The following is an 18,357-nucleotide window of genomic DNA, read 5'->3' as shown; positions in this document are numbered from 1 at the left end:
GCTAGAGGCGTATCCTCTGAATGAATCGAGGTTAGCATGCGAGATAGTCAACTGGGAATCGGCGTCGTGGGGTACGGCTATTGGGGGCCCAATCTCGTTCGCAATTTCTCGATCAACCCTGCCACCCGCGTCGTCAGCGTGAGCGACCTGCACCCGGGCAGGCTTGGCGCGATCAAGCAGCTTTACCCGACAGTGGAAACCACCACTCGCTACGAAGATCTGCTCAAGGACGCCAGCATCGATGCAATCGCTATCGCGACGCCGGTGCATACCCACTATGAGCTGGCAATTGCGGCGCTGAAGGCCGGAAAGCATGTGTTGGTCGAGAAGCCGCTTGCGCCGAGCGCCGAGCTCGTGACCCGTTTGATCGACGAAGCAGATCGTCGTGGCCTGACGCTCATGGTCGATCACACCTTCCTCTACACGCCGGCGGTCCAGAAGATTCGGGAGCTTCTGCTGAGCCGCGAACTCGGAGACATCTACTATTACGACAGCACGCGCGCCAGTCTCGGGTTGTTTCAAAAGGACGTAAATGTGATCTGGGACTTGGCGGTGCACGATATCTCGATCATTCACCATATCCTCGATGAGGCGCCGATCGCCGTCTCTGCAACCGGCTCGTGCCATGTCACCGGTTCGCCGGAGAATATGGCGCATATCACGCTGTTCTTTGCCAACACATGCGTGGCCCACGTCAGCGTCAATTGGCTGTCGCCCGTCAAGGTGCGTCAGACTTTCATCGGTGGCAGCAAGAAGATGATTGTCTACGACGATCTCGAGCCGACCGAAAAGATAAAGGTCTATGACAAGGGAATTACGCTTGACGCGCCTCCCGAAGATGCACATCAACTTCGGATCGGATATCGCGCCGGCGACATGTGGGCTCCGCATATCTCGCCCACAGAGGCGCTACAGACGGAGGTCGAGCATTTTGTCGATTGCGTACGCACCGGTGCCCAGCCGATTTCCAGCGGCACCTCCGGACTCCGCGTGATCGAGGTTTTGGAAGCGGCATCGTGCTCGATCGCAAAACAGGGTGCGCCGGTATTGCTGCAGGAGCCTTACGGAACCCGGCAACGCGCCAGAGCGATAGCATGACGCGCGCGGCGGCCCAGCTAGCCTGACCGACATGGCAGACGATACAATGAGGCCGGTACAGCGCTCCATTCTGTTCTCAGCGCTCGATCGTTACGTCGGCCTGCTGCTGGTCTTCGTCGCAACCGCCGTGCTTGCCCGTTTGTTGTCTCCTGAGGAGTTTGGCATCTATGCTGTCGTGAACGCCGTCACGTCCATCATTGCGGCCTGCTTTCAGGAATTTGCAGGCGCAAGCTATCTGATCCAGAAGCGAGAACTGTCGCGCGCGAGCGTGCAGACCACGTTCACGATTACCCTCACGATCTCGGCGGCCACGGCTTTCCTGCTGTTCGTGTTTGCGCAGCCGATCGCGCGTCTCTTCGGGCTGGACGGCCTGGGCCGAGGAATCGAGATTTCCGCACTAAATCTTGTCTTGCTGCCGTTCTCTGGAACCATAGCCGCATTGTTCCGTCGTGAGATGCAGTTTGGCGTGCTCGCAATCTGTAACCTCGCAGCGGGTACAACGATCGCTATCGTTTCGGTCGCTCTCGCAATGGCGCACTTCAGCTACATGGCCCCGCTCTGGGGAGGGGTGGCCGGCAACGCGGTGCTGGCCGTGATGCTGCTGATATGGCGGAGAGATTTTAAAGCGATGCGGCCATCCTTGGTCGATTGCCGGGAGATCGTCGGTTTCGGCCTCTACTCGGGCGCGGTGAGCGTCGTGAATGTGTTTTACGGCCTGGCGCCGCAGCTGTTCCTGGCCAGAGTGCTCGACTTCACCGCCGTCGGTCTCTACAGCCGTGCAACCGCCTCGACGCAGATATTCGACAAGCTGGTCACGCAGGTCATCAGTCCGGTCGTCATGCCGGCAATTGTTGGGCGAAGCAAAGCAGGCGGCGATCTCAAGGCTGTTTATCTCGAGGCCATTCAGTCTCTCTCGGCCGTGCAGTGGCCGTTCTTGATCTTTATGGCCATCATGGCCCGGCCAATCATTCTGCTCTGGCTCGGTCCGACGTGGCTGGAGGTCGTCCCGCTCGTGCAACTGCTCTGTATCGGCAACCTAGCGCTTTTCGCGGCCTGCCTGACCTATCCGGTCTTTGTTGCAGGCGGAAGGGTGCAGGATGCGCTGATCTCGTCGTTGATTTCGCTGCCACCATCACTTCTGGTCATCTTCGGCGCATCGTTTCTGGGCGTGCACGCCGTTGCGGCATCCGCTCTTGTCACATTGCCATTTCAAGCAGCGGTTGCATTTTATTTTCTGGGGCGACAACTCGGCCTTCGGCCCGCCGAATTCGTACGCACCTTATGGAGAAGCGGAGCTGTAACGGCTCTTGTGATTGCCGGTGTATCTATTTGTACGGCGCTCACGGAGGCCGGAGATCTTACCTCAGTTGCAGGTTTGGCGTCGGCCTCCTTCGTTGCTGGGCTCTGTTGGTGGCTGGGACTGATGGTCACCGGACACCCGCTCTTGCAGCAGTTTCACTACGCCGCAGCCGGCTTGGCGAGAAGGGCGCCCGGGCTGTGGCCTTCGCGGACGGCGTCATAGCGTTTCTACGACATCATTCGGAGTGCGGAATATGCCTATCACACGAGACGTAGAACTTGGTCGCGATGTCCGTATCCTTCACCCGGAACTGGTCAATCTGTACGGCTGCACCGTCGGCGACGAGAGCAGGATCGGAACCTTCGTCGAAATCCAGGCGGGAGCGAGGATAGGCGCGCGGTGCAAAATTTCTTCGCACAGTTTCATCTGCGAAGGCGTCACGATCGAGGACGAAGTATTTATCGGTCATGGCGTGATGTTCACGAACGACAAACATCCGAAGGCGGCAACGGCGGATGGTCGTCCTCAACAAGCTTCGGACTGGACATTGCAGCGCACTCACGTCGGCAAGGGGGCTTCCATCGGTTCCAACGCCACAATTCTATGCGGTGTCACGATCGGCGCGGGTGCGTCCGTTGGCGCGGGCTCGGTCGTGACAAAGGACGTTGCCCCGGGTGCCACCGTGGCGGGCGTACCCGCTCGGACCATGTCCGCAGCCGGAAGCGAGGCAGCCGTCGATCGTGCCTTCATCAGCGAGGTCTCGTAGGCCAGATTTATTTAATATTTGTTTATATTCTGAAAATTATGCTTGAATTAATATTATAATGCGAGTTAATTGTTTAATTGTCGTCAGCCCAATCCAAGGTTTTGAATCTTGATACCTTTCCTGGATCTGAAAGCCCAATACTGCCAAATCAAGCCGGAAATCGACGCCGCGGTGGCAAGAGTCGTCAGCAGCGGGCATTTTGTGCAAGGGCCGGAGGTCGCAGCCTTCGAGGAACGATTTGCGGAATATTGCCGGACTGCTCATTGCCTGGCAGTGAATAGTGGGACCTCTGCGCTTCACCTTGCGCTATTGGCAGCGGGCATCGGACCCGGTGATGAAGTCATCACGGTGTCCATGACCTTCGTGGCGACAACCGCCGCCATTCTCTACAGCGGGGCCAAACCTGTTTTTGTCGACGTTGACCCGGTCACGTGGACGATGGATCCTGGCCTGATCGAGGCTGCGATAACACCTCGAACCAGAGCCATCCTGCCGGTTCACCTCCATGGATTGATGGCCGACATGGATCCCATCATGTCGATTGCGCGACGTCACGGTCTGGTCGTCATTGAGGACGCTGCGCAGGCGCACGGCGCAGAATACCGGGGATGCCGCGCAGGCTCGATCGGGGATCTGGGGTGCTTCAGCTTTTACCCGGGCAAGAATCTGGGAGCATTCGGCGAGGGCGGAGCCGTCGTGACCGATCGGCCTGAATTCGCGCGCCGCGTGTCGCTGCTGCGGGACTGGGGGCAGGAGGCGAAATACGACCACGTCATTCCCGGATACAATTATCGCATGGACGAGATCCAGAGCGCGATACTGAATGTCAAGTTGGACTACATCGAGCGCTGGACCGAGGCCCGCCGAGCGCTCGCAGAACGATACAACGAACTGCTTTCTGAGCTCCCATTCGCGCGACCGCGGCCGCCCTCGCACTCCCGCCACGTGTATCATGTCTATTCGATCAGATTGCAGCGGCGCGACGACGCGCTCACATTATTGCGGGACGCCGGCATCGGTGCAGGGATTCACTATCCCATTCCGGTACACCTGCAGAAGGCCTATGCTGAACTCGGTTATCAGGCCGGTGATCTGCCGGTAACCGAGATGCTTGCGAACGACTTTCTCTCCCTTCCCATTTATCCGGAGCTGCTGCCGGACCGGGCGGCCGAAGCTGTCTCCACGTTGAGGAGCGCCGGAGCATTGCGACCCAGCGAAGCCGTCAGCAACCAATCGCGGCAATCACAAAGCTTCACAACAAGGTCCTGCAACAGGAGGGCGTCTTGATTGAGCTCAAGGGTAAGCGCGTTCTGGTCACTGGTGGGGCAGGATTCATCGGCTCCCACATCGTCGATCTGCTCTGCGATGAGGGTTGCATCGAGATCGTTGCCCTCGACAACATGGTCAGAGGCCGGCCGGAAAATCTCCGGCGCGCGCTTGGTCGTGGACCGGTGAGACTGGTTCACGGCGACATACGCGATCGCAAGCTCATGGAAGCCTTGGTGAAGGCTGCCGACATCGTGTTTCACCAGGCCGCACTTCGCATCACTCATTGCGCGGCGGAGCCACGCCTGGCCAAGGAGGTCATGGTGGACGCCACCTACGACCTCCTGGAGCTGTGCATCAAGCACGATATCGAGAAGATCATCGCGGCGTCCTCGGCGTCCGTATATGGCATGGCCGAGGAGTTTCCGACAACCGAGCGGCAGAATCCGTACAACAACCGGACCCTCTATGGAGCCGCCAAGGCCTTCAACGAAGGGCTTCTGCGGGCCTTCAACGACGTATGCGGCCTCGATTACGTGGCATTCCGTTATTTCAACGTCTACGGCAGCCGGATGGACATACACGGACGGTACACCGAAGTCTTGATCCGCTGGATGGAGCGGCTGGAGGCTGGATTGCCTCCCGTAATCTTTGGTGACGGCCGTCAAACCATGGATTTCGTTCACGTCCGCGACATCGCGCGCGCCAACATCCTTGCGGCCAGGGCAAAGGTCACTGATGAAGTTTTCAACGTCGGAAGCGGTACTGAGACCAGCCTGACGCAACTGGCTACGGCGCTTGCGTCGGTGATGGGACGGCGCGGCCTGACACCTGAATTTGCACCTGAACGCTCGGTCAATCCGGTGCCTCGACGGCTGGCATCGACAGGCAAGGCCGAGCGTCTGCTGGGGTTCCGCACCACGGTTTCGCTCGAGCAGGGGCTAGCCGACCTCGTGAAGTGGTGGCGATCAGAACGCGAACTCGCTTCGGATCGTCAGCGGCAGGTGGCGACATCGTGATCCCGATCGCAGCTCCGCTGCTTGCGGATGAAGAAGCCGACGCTGCGCGCGCCGTGGTGCTGTCGGGCTGGGTATCGCAAGGTCCACAGGTGGCTGCGTTCGAGGACGAGTTCGCCGCGCTTGTCGGCGCCCCGCATGCCTGCGCGGTCGCGAATTGCACGACCGCCCTGCAGCTCGCCTTGGCCGCGCTGGGTATTGGCAGGGGCGACGAGGTGATCACGGTCAGCCATTCCTTCATCGCAACGGCGAACGTGATCCGATATCAGGGCGCCACTCCGATTTTCGTCGATATCGAGCCCGAGACATACAATTTGGATTGCGCCCGGCTGGCCGAAGCCATCACCGAGCGCACGCGCGCGATCATCGCGGTCCATCAGATGGGCATGCCGTGCGACATGGCCGCGCTCATGGCTGTGGCGCGTCGCCACGGGATCGCCGTGATCGAGGACGCGGCCTGTGCCGCGGGATCGCAGATCTGCATGAATGGGCAATGGGAGGCGATCGGCAAGCCGCATGGAGACATTGCTTGCTTTTCCTTTCATCCGCGAAAGGTAATCACGACAGGTGAGGGGGGAATGCTCACCACCTCCGATGCCGAGCTCGACCGAAAGTTCAGGCTGTTACGGCAACACGGGATGAGCGTTCCTGACATCGTGCGTCACGGGTCGCAGCGTGTCATTTTCGAGGAGTACGTCCTCGTCGGCTACAATTATCGAATGACGGATATGCAGGCCGCGATCGGGCGCAAACAGCTCGAGCGGCTCCCGCACCTGATTGCGCGGCGGCGCGCGTTGGCATCCCGTTATGCTGAGCTGCTCGGTAATATTGAGGGGTTGCGGTTGCCGTTCGAGCCGGCGTGGGCACGATCGAACTGGCAGAGCTACTGCGTGCGCTTGCCCGATCGATTGGATCAGCGGGTCACGATGCAATCGCTGCTCGACCATGGCATCGCTACGCGCAGGGGCATCATGTGCTCGCATCGCGAGCCGCCCTATGCCGGCACGGTGGCGCGACACGATCTGCGACAATCCGAGCTCGCTCAGGATCACGCGATCCTGCTTCCACTCTATGCGCAGCTGGACGGCGCGGACCAGGACCGTATCGTGGATGCGGTGAAGCGTGAACTGGCCCGCTGAGCCGCTTGTGCCGATCCGTGGCGAGTCAAGAATCGGTTTGTCGGGATATCTTTTGAGCCGGATCTGGCGCGACTCTGTCTGATCGAGGGGCGTTCGCCTTTGCGGACAGCACCGCGGAGATTCGCGCCCGATCGTTGTCGTCTTCGGCGGAAGCCAAACCCATCCAGCGCTGGTATTTCCTCTGCACCTTATAGTTGGCAAGGCTGGCCGCGCATCGTCCGGCATCTGCCAATCGCTGGCTGGCTGAGGGCTTGCTGCGCAGGGCATGCAGATAGGTTTGCTCTATCGTTTTCGCCGCGTGCGCGAGGCTGAAGCGATGCTCCACCAGTCGCCGGCCGAATCCGCCAAGCTCCTGACGGAGGCGCGCAGAGGCGAGAATGGCCTCGAGAGCCGACCGAAGTGCACCGGCACCCGCGCCACGCGAGCCCTTGCCCAAACCATACCAGCCCTGTTGCAAGAAGGTCGGCGCGCTCTCGGGCGTCAACAGCTCACTGAACCCGTCCTCGCCTATCACTACTAGCGGCTTGCCAAAGGCCATCCCGCGCAGCGCCGAACCGCCCTGGCCAATGATGACGTCCGCGGCAGCATAGCCAGGGCGCGGATCGGACATCTCGCCTACCAATATGACGGCGTTCCGGCCGACGAGCGAGTTGGTCCTGGCCGCCCGCGCTTCGACACTCGGTCGCGCCGGTCCATCACCAATGATCAGCAGCCGCACTGGCGGACCGTCGAGCGCTATTCCGCCGACGGCATCGCACGCGGATAGCAGACCCTCCAGTTTAAGGTTCGGCACAAGCCGACAGACCATCGCAATGACGACCTCGTCCGGACCAATATTCTGCGCCGCGCGAAAGTTCGCGCCGTCGACGAGGGGATGGTCGGACTTCGTATCGACTGGCGGCTCGAGCAAGGTAACATCCTGATGTCCTGCAGCGATCGCGGCGCGACGGATCATCTCCGTGCCAACGGTCAGAGGAACGCGGCGCGGCAGGAACCTGGGGACCGACATCGACATGACCGTTCCCACCACGGCAGCCCTGGTCGATAGCCCAACGCTCAGAAAAGCTTCGACAATGGGGGGCCATTCATGACCGTGCACCACGTCAATCGCTCCTTCGTCAACGATGCTTCGGAGCATCTGGCTGACGCGAGGCGAGGGCCGGGCCCGATGCCGGGGAATTTCAATGTGCCTGAGGCCGGTTTCCCTTACTCTGTCCAGAAGAGGGCCAGTCTCTGCCGCCACGATGACCTCATGACCGAGGTCTCGAACCGCCTCGGCGAGCTGGACTGCGTTGAGCTGCGACCCTCCCAGTTCCATGGAATGGGGATAGACCAGCACCTTCATGCGATGGGATTCTCCGGGTGTCGCGCCAAATGCCGAGAACAACCCGACATCTGCTCGGAACCATATCGCGATATAATCCAAATTTAAATAATAATAAATATCGACTAATCCATATCTGGATATATACTCTATGGCGTATTTAAACGCGAGGCCCGCATAATGACCCTCTCTGGGATCCCGATGCGATGAACGAGCATGCTGCCCGGCATGTGACGCACCAAGACCGCCGTCGCCTGCCTCGCGTACTGGTCGCGATTGCAAGCCATGGAACCTCGAATGACCGGTATCTCGAGCGGGTCATACGGGAATACGGGGCGATGTCCCTCGTTATTGATATCGTCGTGTTGTCGAATATCGACAAGCGCGCGACAACCGGGGTGGAATGTATTGTTGGCCTGCCCGCCAGGAACCCGTGGTCCCTGCCGTTCGCGCACAAGAATCTGTTCGCGCAACGTCGTGACCAATACGATCTGTTCATCTACTCGGAAGACGACATTCTGATCACCGAGAGGAACATCCGCGCCTGGCTGGAGGTAACGTCGTTTCTATCTCCTGACGAAGTTGCTGGGTTTCTGCGGGTCGAATTCGGCGAAGACGGCGAGCGCAACTATCCTGATATTCACGCGCACTTTCACTGGGATCCCTCATCGGTCAGGCGGCGCGGCGACTATATTCTGGCGCATTTCACCAACGAGCACGCCGCCTGTTTCGTCCTTACCCGGGAGCAGCTAGCCAAGGCCCTGCATTCGGGCCGCTTCGATGTGGCTCCGCACCAGGGCAAGTATGATCTGGCCTGTACGGCCGCGACGGATCCATACACCCAATGTGGTTTGAGGAAGCTGGTGCCAATCTCGCACCTGGAGGACTTCACCGTGCATCACCTCACCAACCGGTACGTCGGCCGGATGGGGATCGGGGAAGAAGAACTCGGCAGGCAAAAGGCGATTCTGCTGCAAATCGCGGCTGGCCGCTGCTCGCCCTACTCGTTGCTTCCAACGGAGACGCGTCTTCGCCGCGCGGGTTTTTCCAAGGACTATTACGAACCTGAATCCGCGGCAACGATCGCGCTCGTGCCGGCATCGGCGCGCAGCGTGCTTTCGATCGGTTGTGGTTCCGGCAAGACCGAGAAGCGGCTGCAGGCGCGAGGTCTGCACGTCACGGCGATTCCGCTCGATCCGGTGATTGCAGCCGGCCCCGCCGGGGACGGGATCGAGATGATCTACGCCGATCTGGACAGTATCGGCCCCAATCGCGACACCTACGACTGCGTTCTATGTCTCAACCTGTTGCACCTCGCTCCGGATCCGCGAAAGCTGCTTCTAAGGCTGCGATCGTTCATGCACGAGCGGTCGATAGCAGTGATCCAGATGCCCAACACGATGTCCCCCAGGGGTGTTCGGTCGTATCTCAGGGCGAGTCTCCAGTCCAGGCGCTCCAGCGGCTACGAGGCTGCGGGCGTTCATTTCGCTTCGGCGCGCAAGCTGGCGAGTTGGTGCGTCGAGTCAGGCCTGCGAATCGAAGCGATGTTCGGGGTTCCGGCGGACCATGGCGACGGACTGTTTGGCATGACCTCCCGGTTGAGCGAGCGCGCGCCGAGGCTTCTTTCGCTCGGGCTTTCGGCCTCGATTATCGTGACCGTCTCCGGAGGAAAACCACGCGATGACAGGATAGCCGAATTGGCCTCATATGAATCAGATGGCCCGGCCGTCGAGGTCCGTTCCTGTTAATATGGGCGCCGTATTTAATTGCCTTTAGAATTTAATATTATATAATCGTGAGCTGTCAGAAAGATCATTTGCGTGAGAAATCGATGATTTCAACCGGGGCGACGACGATCGGCGATCGGCTTTCCGTCCTTTCGGCCAGAGGCCCCGGTTTTGATCAGATCCGGCTTGTGGCCGCACTCATGGTGGTCGCTCACCATGCCTGGTGGGGAGTCAACGACATCCTCTATCGGTTCAGCGGCGGGTTCATCCAGTTCGGCCTGTTTGCAGTCGTTATTTTCTTCTGCGTCAGCGGTTTCCTGCTGGCACCCGGCTTGGCTCGGTCCGGCGATCTCGTCCGGTTCGGCGTAAATAGAGCGTTGCGTATCCTGCCCGCACTGTTCGTCGTGGTCATCGCGTCGATGTTTGTGTTGGGTCCGGCCCTGACGACATATTCGCTAGCCGACTATTTCGGCAGCGCCCAGCTCTACCTGTATCTGAAGAACGCCGTCACGCTGATGTCGCACTACCTGCCGGGCGTGGTGCGGCACGGACACGAAGTACAGGTCAATGGACCGCTATGGACGCTCAATATCGAAGTCTGGTCCTATGCGGTGCTGGCGGCGATGAGCGTGGCGGGCTTTCTCCGCCGACGTACGCTGACGATCATCAGTTTCGCACTGGTCTACCTCGCCTATGTTGGGCTGGCGCTCTTGCCATCGCTGCATGCGGCCTGTCCGCAGCGGCTTTTGGATTTCATCGGTCTCTTCGTCTACTTCATCGCGGGCACGACCCTCTACCTCTACCGTGAAAGTATCCCGTTCTCCGGAATCGGGGCCACCGTCGCCGTAGGGGGCGCGCTGATCGGTCTTGCGGGCGGGGTGGGGGCGGTAGCGCTGCCGCTGTGTGTACCCTACGTCGTGGTTTACCTCGGGCTCTCCGAGGTCGCCAGTCGAGTGCCGCTCAAGCACGATCTGTCCTATGGCGTATACCTGATCCATTCGCCGGTCATCCTGGCGTTCCTGACGCTGTTCGATCTCACGACCGGTTGGCCGCTGGCCTTGCTGGCGGGATCGGTAACTCTCGTTCTTGCATATGCCTCCTGGCGATTTGTCGAAGCGCCGGCGCTCAAGCAAAAGGCGTGGGTTTCGCGTTGGGTGTCGTTGCACATTCCGCGCCTAGGCAGCGGGCGAGGCGTCCAGAGTGAGGCTGCCGCGCGCTGTCATGAGCCGAGCAAAAATCTGACAGGGACAATCGAGGCCGGCGCAGCGGAATGACACGACACCAACACCGGAGCTGAGGTTCGAGGGTGATAGCGCCACGAGCGGGGCGGCAGTTTCGTCGAAAGGAGCAGAGCTGGTATGAGGAACGCCTACCATGATGACAAACGTCCGGACCCGGATCGGCAGCTGGATCTCTCCATCATTGTCGTGAGCTACAATACTCGCGAGATGACGCTCGACTGTCTGGCATCGATCGCCGCGGAGACAATCGGGACGAGATATGAGGTCATCGTCGTCGACAACAACTCCTCCGACCAGTCAGCTGCCGAAATTGCCCGTCAATTCCCCAACGTCCGTCTGATTGCGCTAGACAACAATATCGGCTTTGCGGCCGCCAACAATCTGGCCGCAAAACGGGCGCACGGCCGCCGATTGCTCCTGCTCAATCCAGACACCATCATACTCGATTGCGCGATCGATCGTCTCCTGGAATTCGCCGACGCAAATCCGTCCTTTCACGTCTGGGGCGGACGCACCGTCTTTCCGGACGGCAGCCTCAATCGCACCTCGTGCTTCCGAAAAATCAGTTTGTGGAATTTGTCGTGTTTCGCCCTGGGGCTCACCTATTTCGGTCGTCGCAATCCGATTTTCAATTCCGAGGCCTATGGCGGATGGGACCGAGATACCGCGCGGCACGTCGACATCGTTACGGGTTGTTTTCTGCTGATCGACCAGCTGCTGTGGGAGAGGCTCGGCGGGTTCGACCCGACGTTCTTCATGTACGGGGAGGAGGCCGACCTTTGCCATCGCGCACGATCGCTCGGTGCGCGGCCCGCGGTCACGCCTGAGGCCACCATCGTCCACTATGGCGGGGCATCGGACGTCGTGCCCGTCGACAAGAGGGTGAAGGTGTTCAAGGGAAGGGTCACCTTGATCAACCGGCATTTTGGCTGGCCGGCGCGAACGATCGGGCAGGTGCTGCACCTGATCGTGCCGCTCACACGCTGGTGCGGTTACGGCATGGCAGCCGCCCTGGCGCGGAACGTCGAATGGCAAAAGAATGCGGCGTACTGGGAAGCCGTCTGGAAGCGCCGGCGAGAGTGGGTCGGCGGTTACGAGGCGCAGAGGATCGGGCCGGCTGAGGCGTCGGGCTGTTTCCAGCGAGAAGAGCGATGAGATCAGATGGCGTCGCGGAACGCGCGCGGAGATGGCGAAGAGCCGGCAGCCTTGCGCTTGGCCGCAAGCACCGCTGGGGCGGAATTGTGCTCGACGCCGTCCGTGTCGCGGCTGCGGCCGCAGCGCTCCAAATTCCGGCGGCTGTGGCAGCGGAACCGAACAGCCCGTCCAAGCCGGCGTTCGCCTCCCAATGGCCCGACGCAAGCAACACGGGGCCGCCTCGTGATCTCGCGCTGAAGCCATCCGGACCGCTTGCGATTGCCGTGGCCGGCACGACGATTTCGGGATTGGACATTCAGGGCGGCGTCGTCGTCAACGCCGACAACGTAACTATCGAGATGTCCCGCATCTCGGGTAGCGTCTGGGCGGTTATCAGGATTGATCCGCATCGGACGGGTGTCGTCGTCAGGGATTGCACGATCGACGGCCAGGGTGCCGGCCCCGATGGAAATGGCAACCAGGGCATCATGGGACAGGGCACGTTCCAGCGCAACAACATCTCCAACGTCGAAAACGGTATCGTGCTGACCGGCAAGGGCAATCTGATCGAAGACAACTTTATTCACGATCTCAACGCCGGTGGGGCGCCTCACTACGATGGCGTCCAGATCGATGGCGGCATCTCGGACACGGTCATCCGGCACAACACGATCATCAATTCTCACGGCGCGGCCGGCGCCATCATGATCGACAACGAGTTTGGCCCGGTCTCCAACATCGTCATCGAAGGCAATCTTCTCGCTGGCGGCAGTTACACGATCTATTCGGACGCGAAGTTCAACGATAATCCGATCTCGGGCGTGTCGATCACCGGCAACCACATCGGTTCCGGACAGTATGGGCCCACCCTGTTTCGGAAAAACCAGCCCATCTATCTTCGGAACGCGACTGACGGCTGGCGACTGGTCCGCAATCTGAACTTCGGCAGCGTCGCGACGCAGGAGGCCATCAGATGAAGCGCCGGCGTGCTTCGCACCAACTGAAACGCTTGTCGGATCCAATGGCCCGGTCCGGCCGCTCCGGGGAGATCGCCTCATGAGCTATCCTGGCGGTGCTCTCCTCGCGGGGCAGCCGCGTATTCGCCCGGCGGCGTCCGGATTCCAATCGACCATTCCCCAACGGTCCAGTCTGGTCGTCCCGCTGCTTCTGATGGGCATCGTGTTGCCGTCGGGCGTCCAGGTGCTGATCGCCGGGGCAAAGCTGACGCCGACCAGGATAAGCCTCATGATCCTGCTGTTGCCGGCGGTTGCGCGGCTATTGCAGTCGGGCCGGCGGCTCTTGTTGTCGGACGGGCTCGCGGGGACGCTTGCGCTCGCCATGGTGGCGGCGGCTGGTTATGCCGCCGGACCTCAATCGGCGTTTTCCGCTGTTGCAGAGGCGCTCGACTTTGTCGGGGCATATTTTATCGCGCGAGCCTTCATTCTGCAGCCGTCGGTGGTCCAGCAGTTCATTCGTCTGATCAAGGCATTCACGGCGATTGCGATATGCGTTGCGTTGGCGGACGTGTTGACAGGGCATTGGATCGTCCGCGAGTTCATGGCGGCAATCATGCCGCAGCCTGAAGCGTTCGTGGACGACGGCACGTCGGGCGCAGATGGAGTACGAGCAGGTCTGCGACGCGCAATATCGACATTCGATCATCCTATTCTCTATGGCGTGTTCTGTTCGCTGGCTGCTGCCATCGTGCTGTTCTCGGCGACAAGCGCCATCAAGCGGCTGTCGTGGGCGTGTCTGTGCTTTTTCGGCGGATTGCTGTCGCTATCTTCGGCCGCCGTCATGGGGATAGTCCTGGTCATGTCGAGCTACGCCTACGACCGGTTGCTGTGTCGCTTCCCTTGGCGATGGCATCTCCTTTGGACCGGGGCGGGCGCGTTCCTGGTGGCCATCACCGTTATGACAAACAACCCTCTCAGCTGGCTGCTGTCACACGCAACCCTGGAGCCTCAAACCGGCTTCTATCGCCTCATGATCTGGGACGCCGTCTCGGCGCAGGTCTGGCAGTCGCCGCTCACGGGAGCCGGATTCGTGACGTTTGGCTATTATCTACTCGACCGTACCGTCGACAGCGTGTGGCTCGTCACGAGCCTTCATTACGGTGTACCGGTCACCATCCTGCTGATCGCTTTGAATCTCTCGGCGGTATTGCCTGTGCCCGGGCGTCGTCCAACCGAGATTCAGACGGGATTTACGATCGCCTGCATGGTCTTCCTGTTCACGGGTTTGACGGTCCATTTCTGGAATTACATGTGGACGTTTTGGGGCGTTTGCATCGGTGTGCGTGCTTCGCTCAGGGAATGGCAGATGTTGGGAGCGCAAGATGAGCAATTTTGACGTGGCATCATCGTCGATTGGGGGCATCAAGGGTCGTTTGCGACCTTATGTCTGGTCATTGCGCAGCGGGCTTCGGACGATCCGTTTCCTGTTCGGGCGATTTGAGAGAACCTGTTCAGTATGTGGATATCGAGGCCGCTTCTTCGCGTACGCAAATCCGCTGGCGTTGGGGATCAACTTCGATTCGCTCTGTCCGAATTGCCTATCGCACGAGCGGCACCGCTTGTTGGCGCTTTGCGACGCCGAGCAGAGCCTGTTTACGGGGAAGGATATCCTTCACTTCGCGCCAGAAAAGGGGCTCACGGACTATATCAAGGCGAGAACGCCGCGCAGTTACGTCACCTGCGAGTTCGGAGGCAAAGGCGCTGATCTCGACATCAATATCGAAAACATAGACCTCGAAAATGACAGGTTCGATTTGATCATATGCTGCCATATCCTAGAGCACGTGAACGATCGCCTGGCCATGCCCGAGCTCTTTCGGATCTTGCGCAAAGGTGGGACGCTGATCGCCATGATCCCGCTTATTGAGGGGTGGCAGGAAACGTTCGAGGATCGATCGAGGCAAAAAACAGAAGAAGATCGGATACTGTATTTCAACCAGCATGACCACGTCCGCTTCTTCGGTCGTGATTTCCGGCGTCGGCTCGAGCGAACGGGCTTCGTCGTCGACGAATATACGGCGGTCGAGCCGCGAGTCGCGCAATATGGGCTCATCCGCGGTGAGAAAGTCTTTTTGTGCCGGAAGACTTAGACGAAGCTGCTTTGACGTTGCCCGGCGAAATCAGGCTGCCCCGCTTTGTCACCGAAGCCCATTCACCACGTCATCCTGCATCGTGTCTTGCGCCGCCGGTAGGCGCGCATCTCGGCTAACGGAGCAGCACGGCAAATTCGAGCCGACTGTCGCGCCGCAGATTGCTGCAGAGACATTCCGCGCGTCGCATTTAATAATGCGCATTCATTGCTTGTTTATACATCCATTGGTTTATTTAATGTGCGCCGACGTTGGGCGGAGTCGGCCTTGAAGCCGCTACGACCGTTGCGACCGACGAGCGTGAAAGAATTTTTCTGTGAAGTGTGGCGCGCGCATGTTTTGCCGTCGTCTGATCGCCGCTAGAACGAAATCGCTTTTAATTTCCGTAACGTAGATTTCCGCGCTGTATTTCCGAAATAAGGAATCTGGCGGCGCTTGCGGCGAAATAACCTTAGCGGAGCCGTGGTGTTGTCAAAAAAAGGCCGTCTGCAGACGACCATTAACGCCGCGCAAGCACGGCACCTGACGTATCTCGATCTCGATTAAATCGAGGCTGCAAACTCGCAATAAGCGCTGGTGTCAATTAACGGGGATAATGCAGAGAAGACGGAGAGACTGTTTTGGCAACGACAACGAACGCATGGCCTGACGCGACGAACACCGGGGTGCCGGCGGGGGTAACCCTCACTCCTTCGGGAGATGTGATCATCACGCAGGCGGGAGCGGTGGTTTCCGGACTCAACATCACCGGCAGCGTCTACATCCGGGCGGACAATGTGACTCTTGAGAATTGCAAGATCACATCCGGCGGTTGGGCTGGAGTGACCATTGATTCCGGAGTTAAGGGCGCAGTCGTCCAGAATTGCACCATCGATGGCACCGGCCGTGCACCGGATGGCACTGGCAATCAGGGCATCATGGGAAGCGGCACGTTCATCGGGAACAACATCTTCAACGTGGAGAATGGCATCGTTCCGGGGAGCAACTCCGTTATCCAGGGCAACTACATCCACGATCTCCATGCAGGCGGATCGCCTCACTATGACGGCATCCAGATCGACGGAGGCCTTTCCAACATTCAGATCAGCGGCAACTCGATCATTAATCAGTGGGGGTGGACCTCGGCGGTCATGATCGACAACGACTTCGGGCCGGTCTCGAATGTCACTGTCACCAATAACCTGCTCACCGGTGGCGCCTACACCGTATACGCTGACTCCAACCTGGGCACTGCGTCGATTACCGGGGTGTCGTTCACCAACAATCACATGGGTGGCGCGCAATACGGTGACGCGTTGATCCGGGGGAATAACTCGGTGTTCTCGGGCAACTACACCGACGGCGCGGCGCTGGCATCGGCGCTCAATACGTCGGCAAATAGCGGTACCACGACCTCGCCGACCCCGGCTCCGGCCCCGGCCCCGGGCGCACCCGTCATCGCGTCGTGGTCGCCCGACACCGGTGTGGCGGGAGATGGAAACACCAACGCAAGCCAGATCACCTTGCACGGTACCGCCGCGGCTGGCAGCACCGTGAAGGTCTATGACGGCTCGACACAGATCGGTGCGGCGACTGCGACTTCGACCGGAACCTGGGACTACATCACCAAGGTCTTGACCGACGCGAAGCACACGTTGACGGCGACCGCGACCAACTCGTCGGGCCAGACCAGCGTGGCGTCGGCTGCGGTGGCTGTCACCGTCGACACCAAGGCGCCAGCTGCGCCGACGATCGCGAGCGACACCGTCAACTCGGCTAATCAGGTCGTTCTGTCGGGGGCCGCTGAAGCGAACAGCGCGATCAAGGTGTTCGACGGAACGAATCAGGTCGGGACTGCGACAACCAACTCGAGCGGTGCGTGGAGCGTCACGACGTCTGCGCTGTCGGGCGGTTCGCACGTCCTGACGGCAAAGGCGACCGACGCTGCCGGCAACGTCAGCGCTGCGTCGACGGCTGTAGATCCGGTCATTGGCTCTGGAACGACGACGGGCTCCGCCGGTTCGGGCACGTCCGGTTCGAGTTCGTCCGGTACGGGCACCTCCGGCACGGGCACCTCCGGCACGGGCACATCCGGTACAGGGACGTCGGGTACGGGCACATCGACCCCGACACCGCCCGCTGCGCCGAAGATCGCCTCGTTCTCCAGCGATACCGGCACCGCCGGTGATCACATCACGAGCGACAAAACGGTGACCCTGGGCGGGACTGCAGCTGCCAACAGCACGGTCAAAGTGCTCGACGGCACGACCCAGCTCGGCACTGCCACGGCGGATGCGAACGGAGCGTGGCACTACACGACCGTCGCACTGCCGGACGGCAAGCACAGCTTCACCGCGACCGACACGGTCTCTGGCGTCACCAGCAAGGCATCGACTGCGTTGGATGTCACGGTGGATAGCGCTGCCCCCGATGCTCCCGTCCTGTTGAGCGATCCGACCACGCATAACCGGGCAACGGTATCCGGTACGGCGGAGGCTGGGAGCTCGATCAAGCTCTATGAGGGCACGACCCTGCTCGGCTCGACGACCGTTGCAAGTGACGGCGACTGGAGTGTGACGACCCCGAATCTCAAGCACGGGTCCCACACCTTCACCGCGACCGCCACCGACGCGGCCGGCAACACCAGCGCCTTGTCGCAGCCGATCGATCCGCCGATTGGCTCGCATGGCGGCACCAAGGATGCCTCAACCGTCGAAGTTACCAATGTGCGCTCGCACTTGGATCACACCGCGACGATCAAGGGCACGGCCGATCCCAACAGCGAGATCAAGCTGTATGACGGCACGACCTCGGTCGGTTCGGCCACGACGGGTGCCGACGGCAAGTGGAGCTTCCAGACCTCCGACCTGTCGGGCAAGTCCCACGCCTTTACCGCGGAGCAGGTCGACACCACAGGTCACGTGGTCGGAACCAGCTCGGGCGAGGCGATCGTCGGGTCGGGCCGCAGCAACACGCTGACCGGCACCACCGGCAACGATGTCATGGTGGGCAAAGCGGGTGCGGATACGTTCTCGTTTGCGTCGAACTTCGGCCAGGACGTCATCAAGGACTTCGCTGCCCGTGGACCTGCTCACGACACGATCGAATTCAGCAAGAGCGTGTTCGACAGCTTTGCGAGCGTTCTCTCCCACGCGGCCCAATCAGGCCACGACGTCGTTATCGCGACGGGGAGCGACACCCTCACGCTGAAGAACACGCAACTCGACAAGCTGAACAGCCACGACTTCCACTTCGCGTAAG

Annotated in this window: 14 protein-coding genes; 13 read left to right on the top strand and 1 reads right to left on the bottom strand. The window is 60.3% G+C overall.

What is annotated here, in order from left to right; genetic code table 11:
- The first annotated feature begins 36 nt into the window (after positions 1–36).
- From MOV74_RS00310 to MOV74_RS00285, 6 genes are all read left to right on the top strand, one after another.
- Positions 37–1,098 carry a Gfo/Idh/MocA family protein gene (locus MOV74_RS00310; protein WP_246916390.1) on the top strand — a complete coding sequence of 354 codons (1,062 nt, stop codon included), beginning with the start codon at positions 37–39 and terminating at the stop codon, positions 1,096–1,098.
- A gap of 31 nt (positions 1,099–1,129) precedes the next feature.
- The gene (locus tag MOV74_RS00305; RefSeq protein ID WP_246916388.1) at positions 1,130–2,620 is read left to right on the top strand and encodes an oligosaccharide flippase family protein; all 1,491 of its coding nucleotides are present in this window, start codon (positions 1,130–1,132) and stop codon (positions 2,618–2,620) included.
- Between the two features lie 31 nt (positions 2,621–2,651).
- Entirely contained in the window at positions 2,652–3,164 is a 513-nt protein-coding gene (locus tag MOV74_RS00300) for an acyltransferase (RefSeq protein ID WP_246916386.1), read from the top strand.
- A 108-nt stretch (positions 3,165–3,272) separates the two neighbouring features.
- Positions 3,273–4,451 (top strand): DegT/DnrJ/EryC1/StrS aminotransferase family protein, encoded by a 1,179-nt coding sequence (locus tag MOV74_RS00295; protein WP_246916384.1) that lies wholly within the window; start codon positions 3,273–3,275, stop codon positions 4,449–4,451.
- Complete coding sequence (locus tag MOV74_RS00290) at positions 4,448–5,449, top strand: NAD-dependent epimerase/dehydratase family protein (protein WP_246916382.1); 1,002 nt, start codon at positions 4,448–4,450, stop codon at positions 5,447–5,449. The genes MOV74_RS00295 and MOV74_RS00290 overlap by 4 nt, the downstream gene beginning before the upstream one ends.
- Positions 5,446–6,585, top strand: coding sequence for a DegT/DnrJ/EryC1/StrS aminotransferase family protein (locus tag MOV74_RS00285; protein ID WP_246916380.1), 1,140 nt, complete (start codon positions 5,446–5,448; stop codon positions 6,583–6,585). Before MOV74_RS00290 ends, MOV74_RS00285 begins: the two co-directional genes overlap by 4 nt.
- Before the next feature lie 25 nt (positions 6,586–6,610).
- Here MOV74_RS00285 and MOV74_RS00280 read toward each other — a convergent pair whose 3' ends face one another.
- Complete coding sequence (locus MOV74_RS00280; RefSeq protein WP_246916378.1) at positions 6,611–7,930, bottom strand: glycosyltransferase family 4 protein; 1,320 nt, start codon at positions 7,928–7,930, stop codon at positions 6,611–6,613.
- 185 nt (positions 7,931–8,115) lie between these two features.
- On the opposite strand from MOV74_RS00280, the gene MOV74_RS00275 reads away from it, so the two are divergent.
- The 7 genes from MOV74_RS00275 (at position 8,116) to MOV74_RS00245 (ending at position 18,356) form a co-directional block, all read left to right on the top strand.
- Positions 8,116–9,657, top strand: coding sequence for a bifunctional 2-polyprenyl-6-hydroxyphenol methylase/3-demethylubiquinol 3-O-methyltransferase UbiG (locus MOV74_RS00275; RefSeq protein ID WP_246916376.1), 1,542 nt, complete (start codon positions 8,116–8,118; stop codon positions 9,655–9,657).
- Positions 9,658–9,725: 68 nt separating this feature from the next.
- A complete protein-coding gene (locus MOV74_RS00270; protein ID WP_246916374.1) occupies positions 9,726–10,910 on the top strand; it encodes an acyltransferase in 1,185 nt (394 codons plus the stop codon).
- 84 nt (positions 10,911–10,994) lie between these two features.
- Positions 10,995–12,032, top strand: a complete 1,038-nt coding sequence (locus MOV74_RS00265) for a glycosyltransferase family 2 protein (protein WP_246916371.1) — start codon at positions 10,995–10,997, stop codon at positions 12,030–12,032.
- Positions 12,029–12,988, top strand: coding sequence for a right-handed parallel beta-helix repeat-containing protein (locus tag MOV74_RS00260; protein ID WP_246916369.1), 960 nt, complete (start codon positions 12,029–12,031; stop codon positions 12,986–12,988). The genes MOV74_RS00265 and MOV74_RS00260 overlap by 4 nt, the downstream gene beginning before the upstream one ends.
- Positions 12,989–13,067: 79 nt before the next feature.
- On the top strand, positions 13,068–14,363 hold the full coding sequence (locus MOV74_RS00255; RefSeq protein ID WP_246916367.1) for an O-antigen ligase: 1,296 nt from the start codon (positions 13,068–13,070) through the stop codon (positions 14,361–14,363).
- A complete protein-coding gene (locus tag MOV74_RS00250; RefSeq protein ID WP_246916365.1) occupies positions 14,350–15,117 on the top strand; it encodes a methyltransferase domain-containing protein in 768 nt (255 codons plus the stop codon). The genes MOV74_RS00255 and MOV74_RS00250 overlap by 14 nt, the downstream gene beginning before the upstream one ends.
- A gap of 620 nt (positions 15,118–15,737) precedes the next feature.
- On the top strand, positions 15,738–18,356 hold the full coding sequence (locus MOV74_RS00245) for an Ig-like domain-containing protein (RefSeq protein ID WP_246916363.1): 2,619 nt from the start codon (positions 15,738–15,740) through the stop codon (positions 18,354–18,356).
- Position 18,357 lies beyond the last annotated feature (1 nt).

It is taken from the genome of Bradyrhizobium sp. SHOUNA76 (assembly GCF_023006445.1).
In the GTDB taxonomy this organism is placed as follows: Bacteria; Pseudomonadota; Alphaproteobacteria; order Rhizobiales; family Xanthobacteraceae; genus Bradyrhizobium.
The sequence above is the reverse complement of the archived record's forward strand: the minus strand, read 5'-3'. Positions and strand labels throughout refer to the sequence as shown.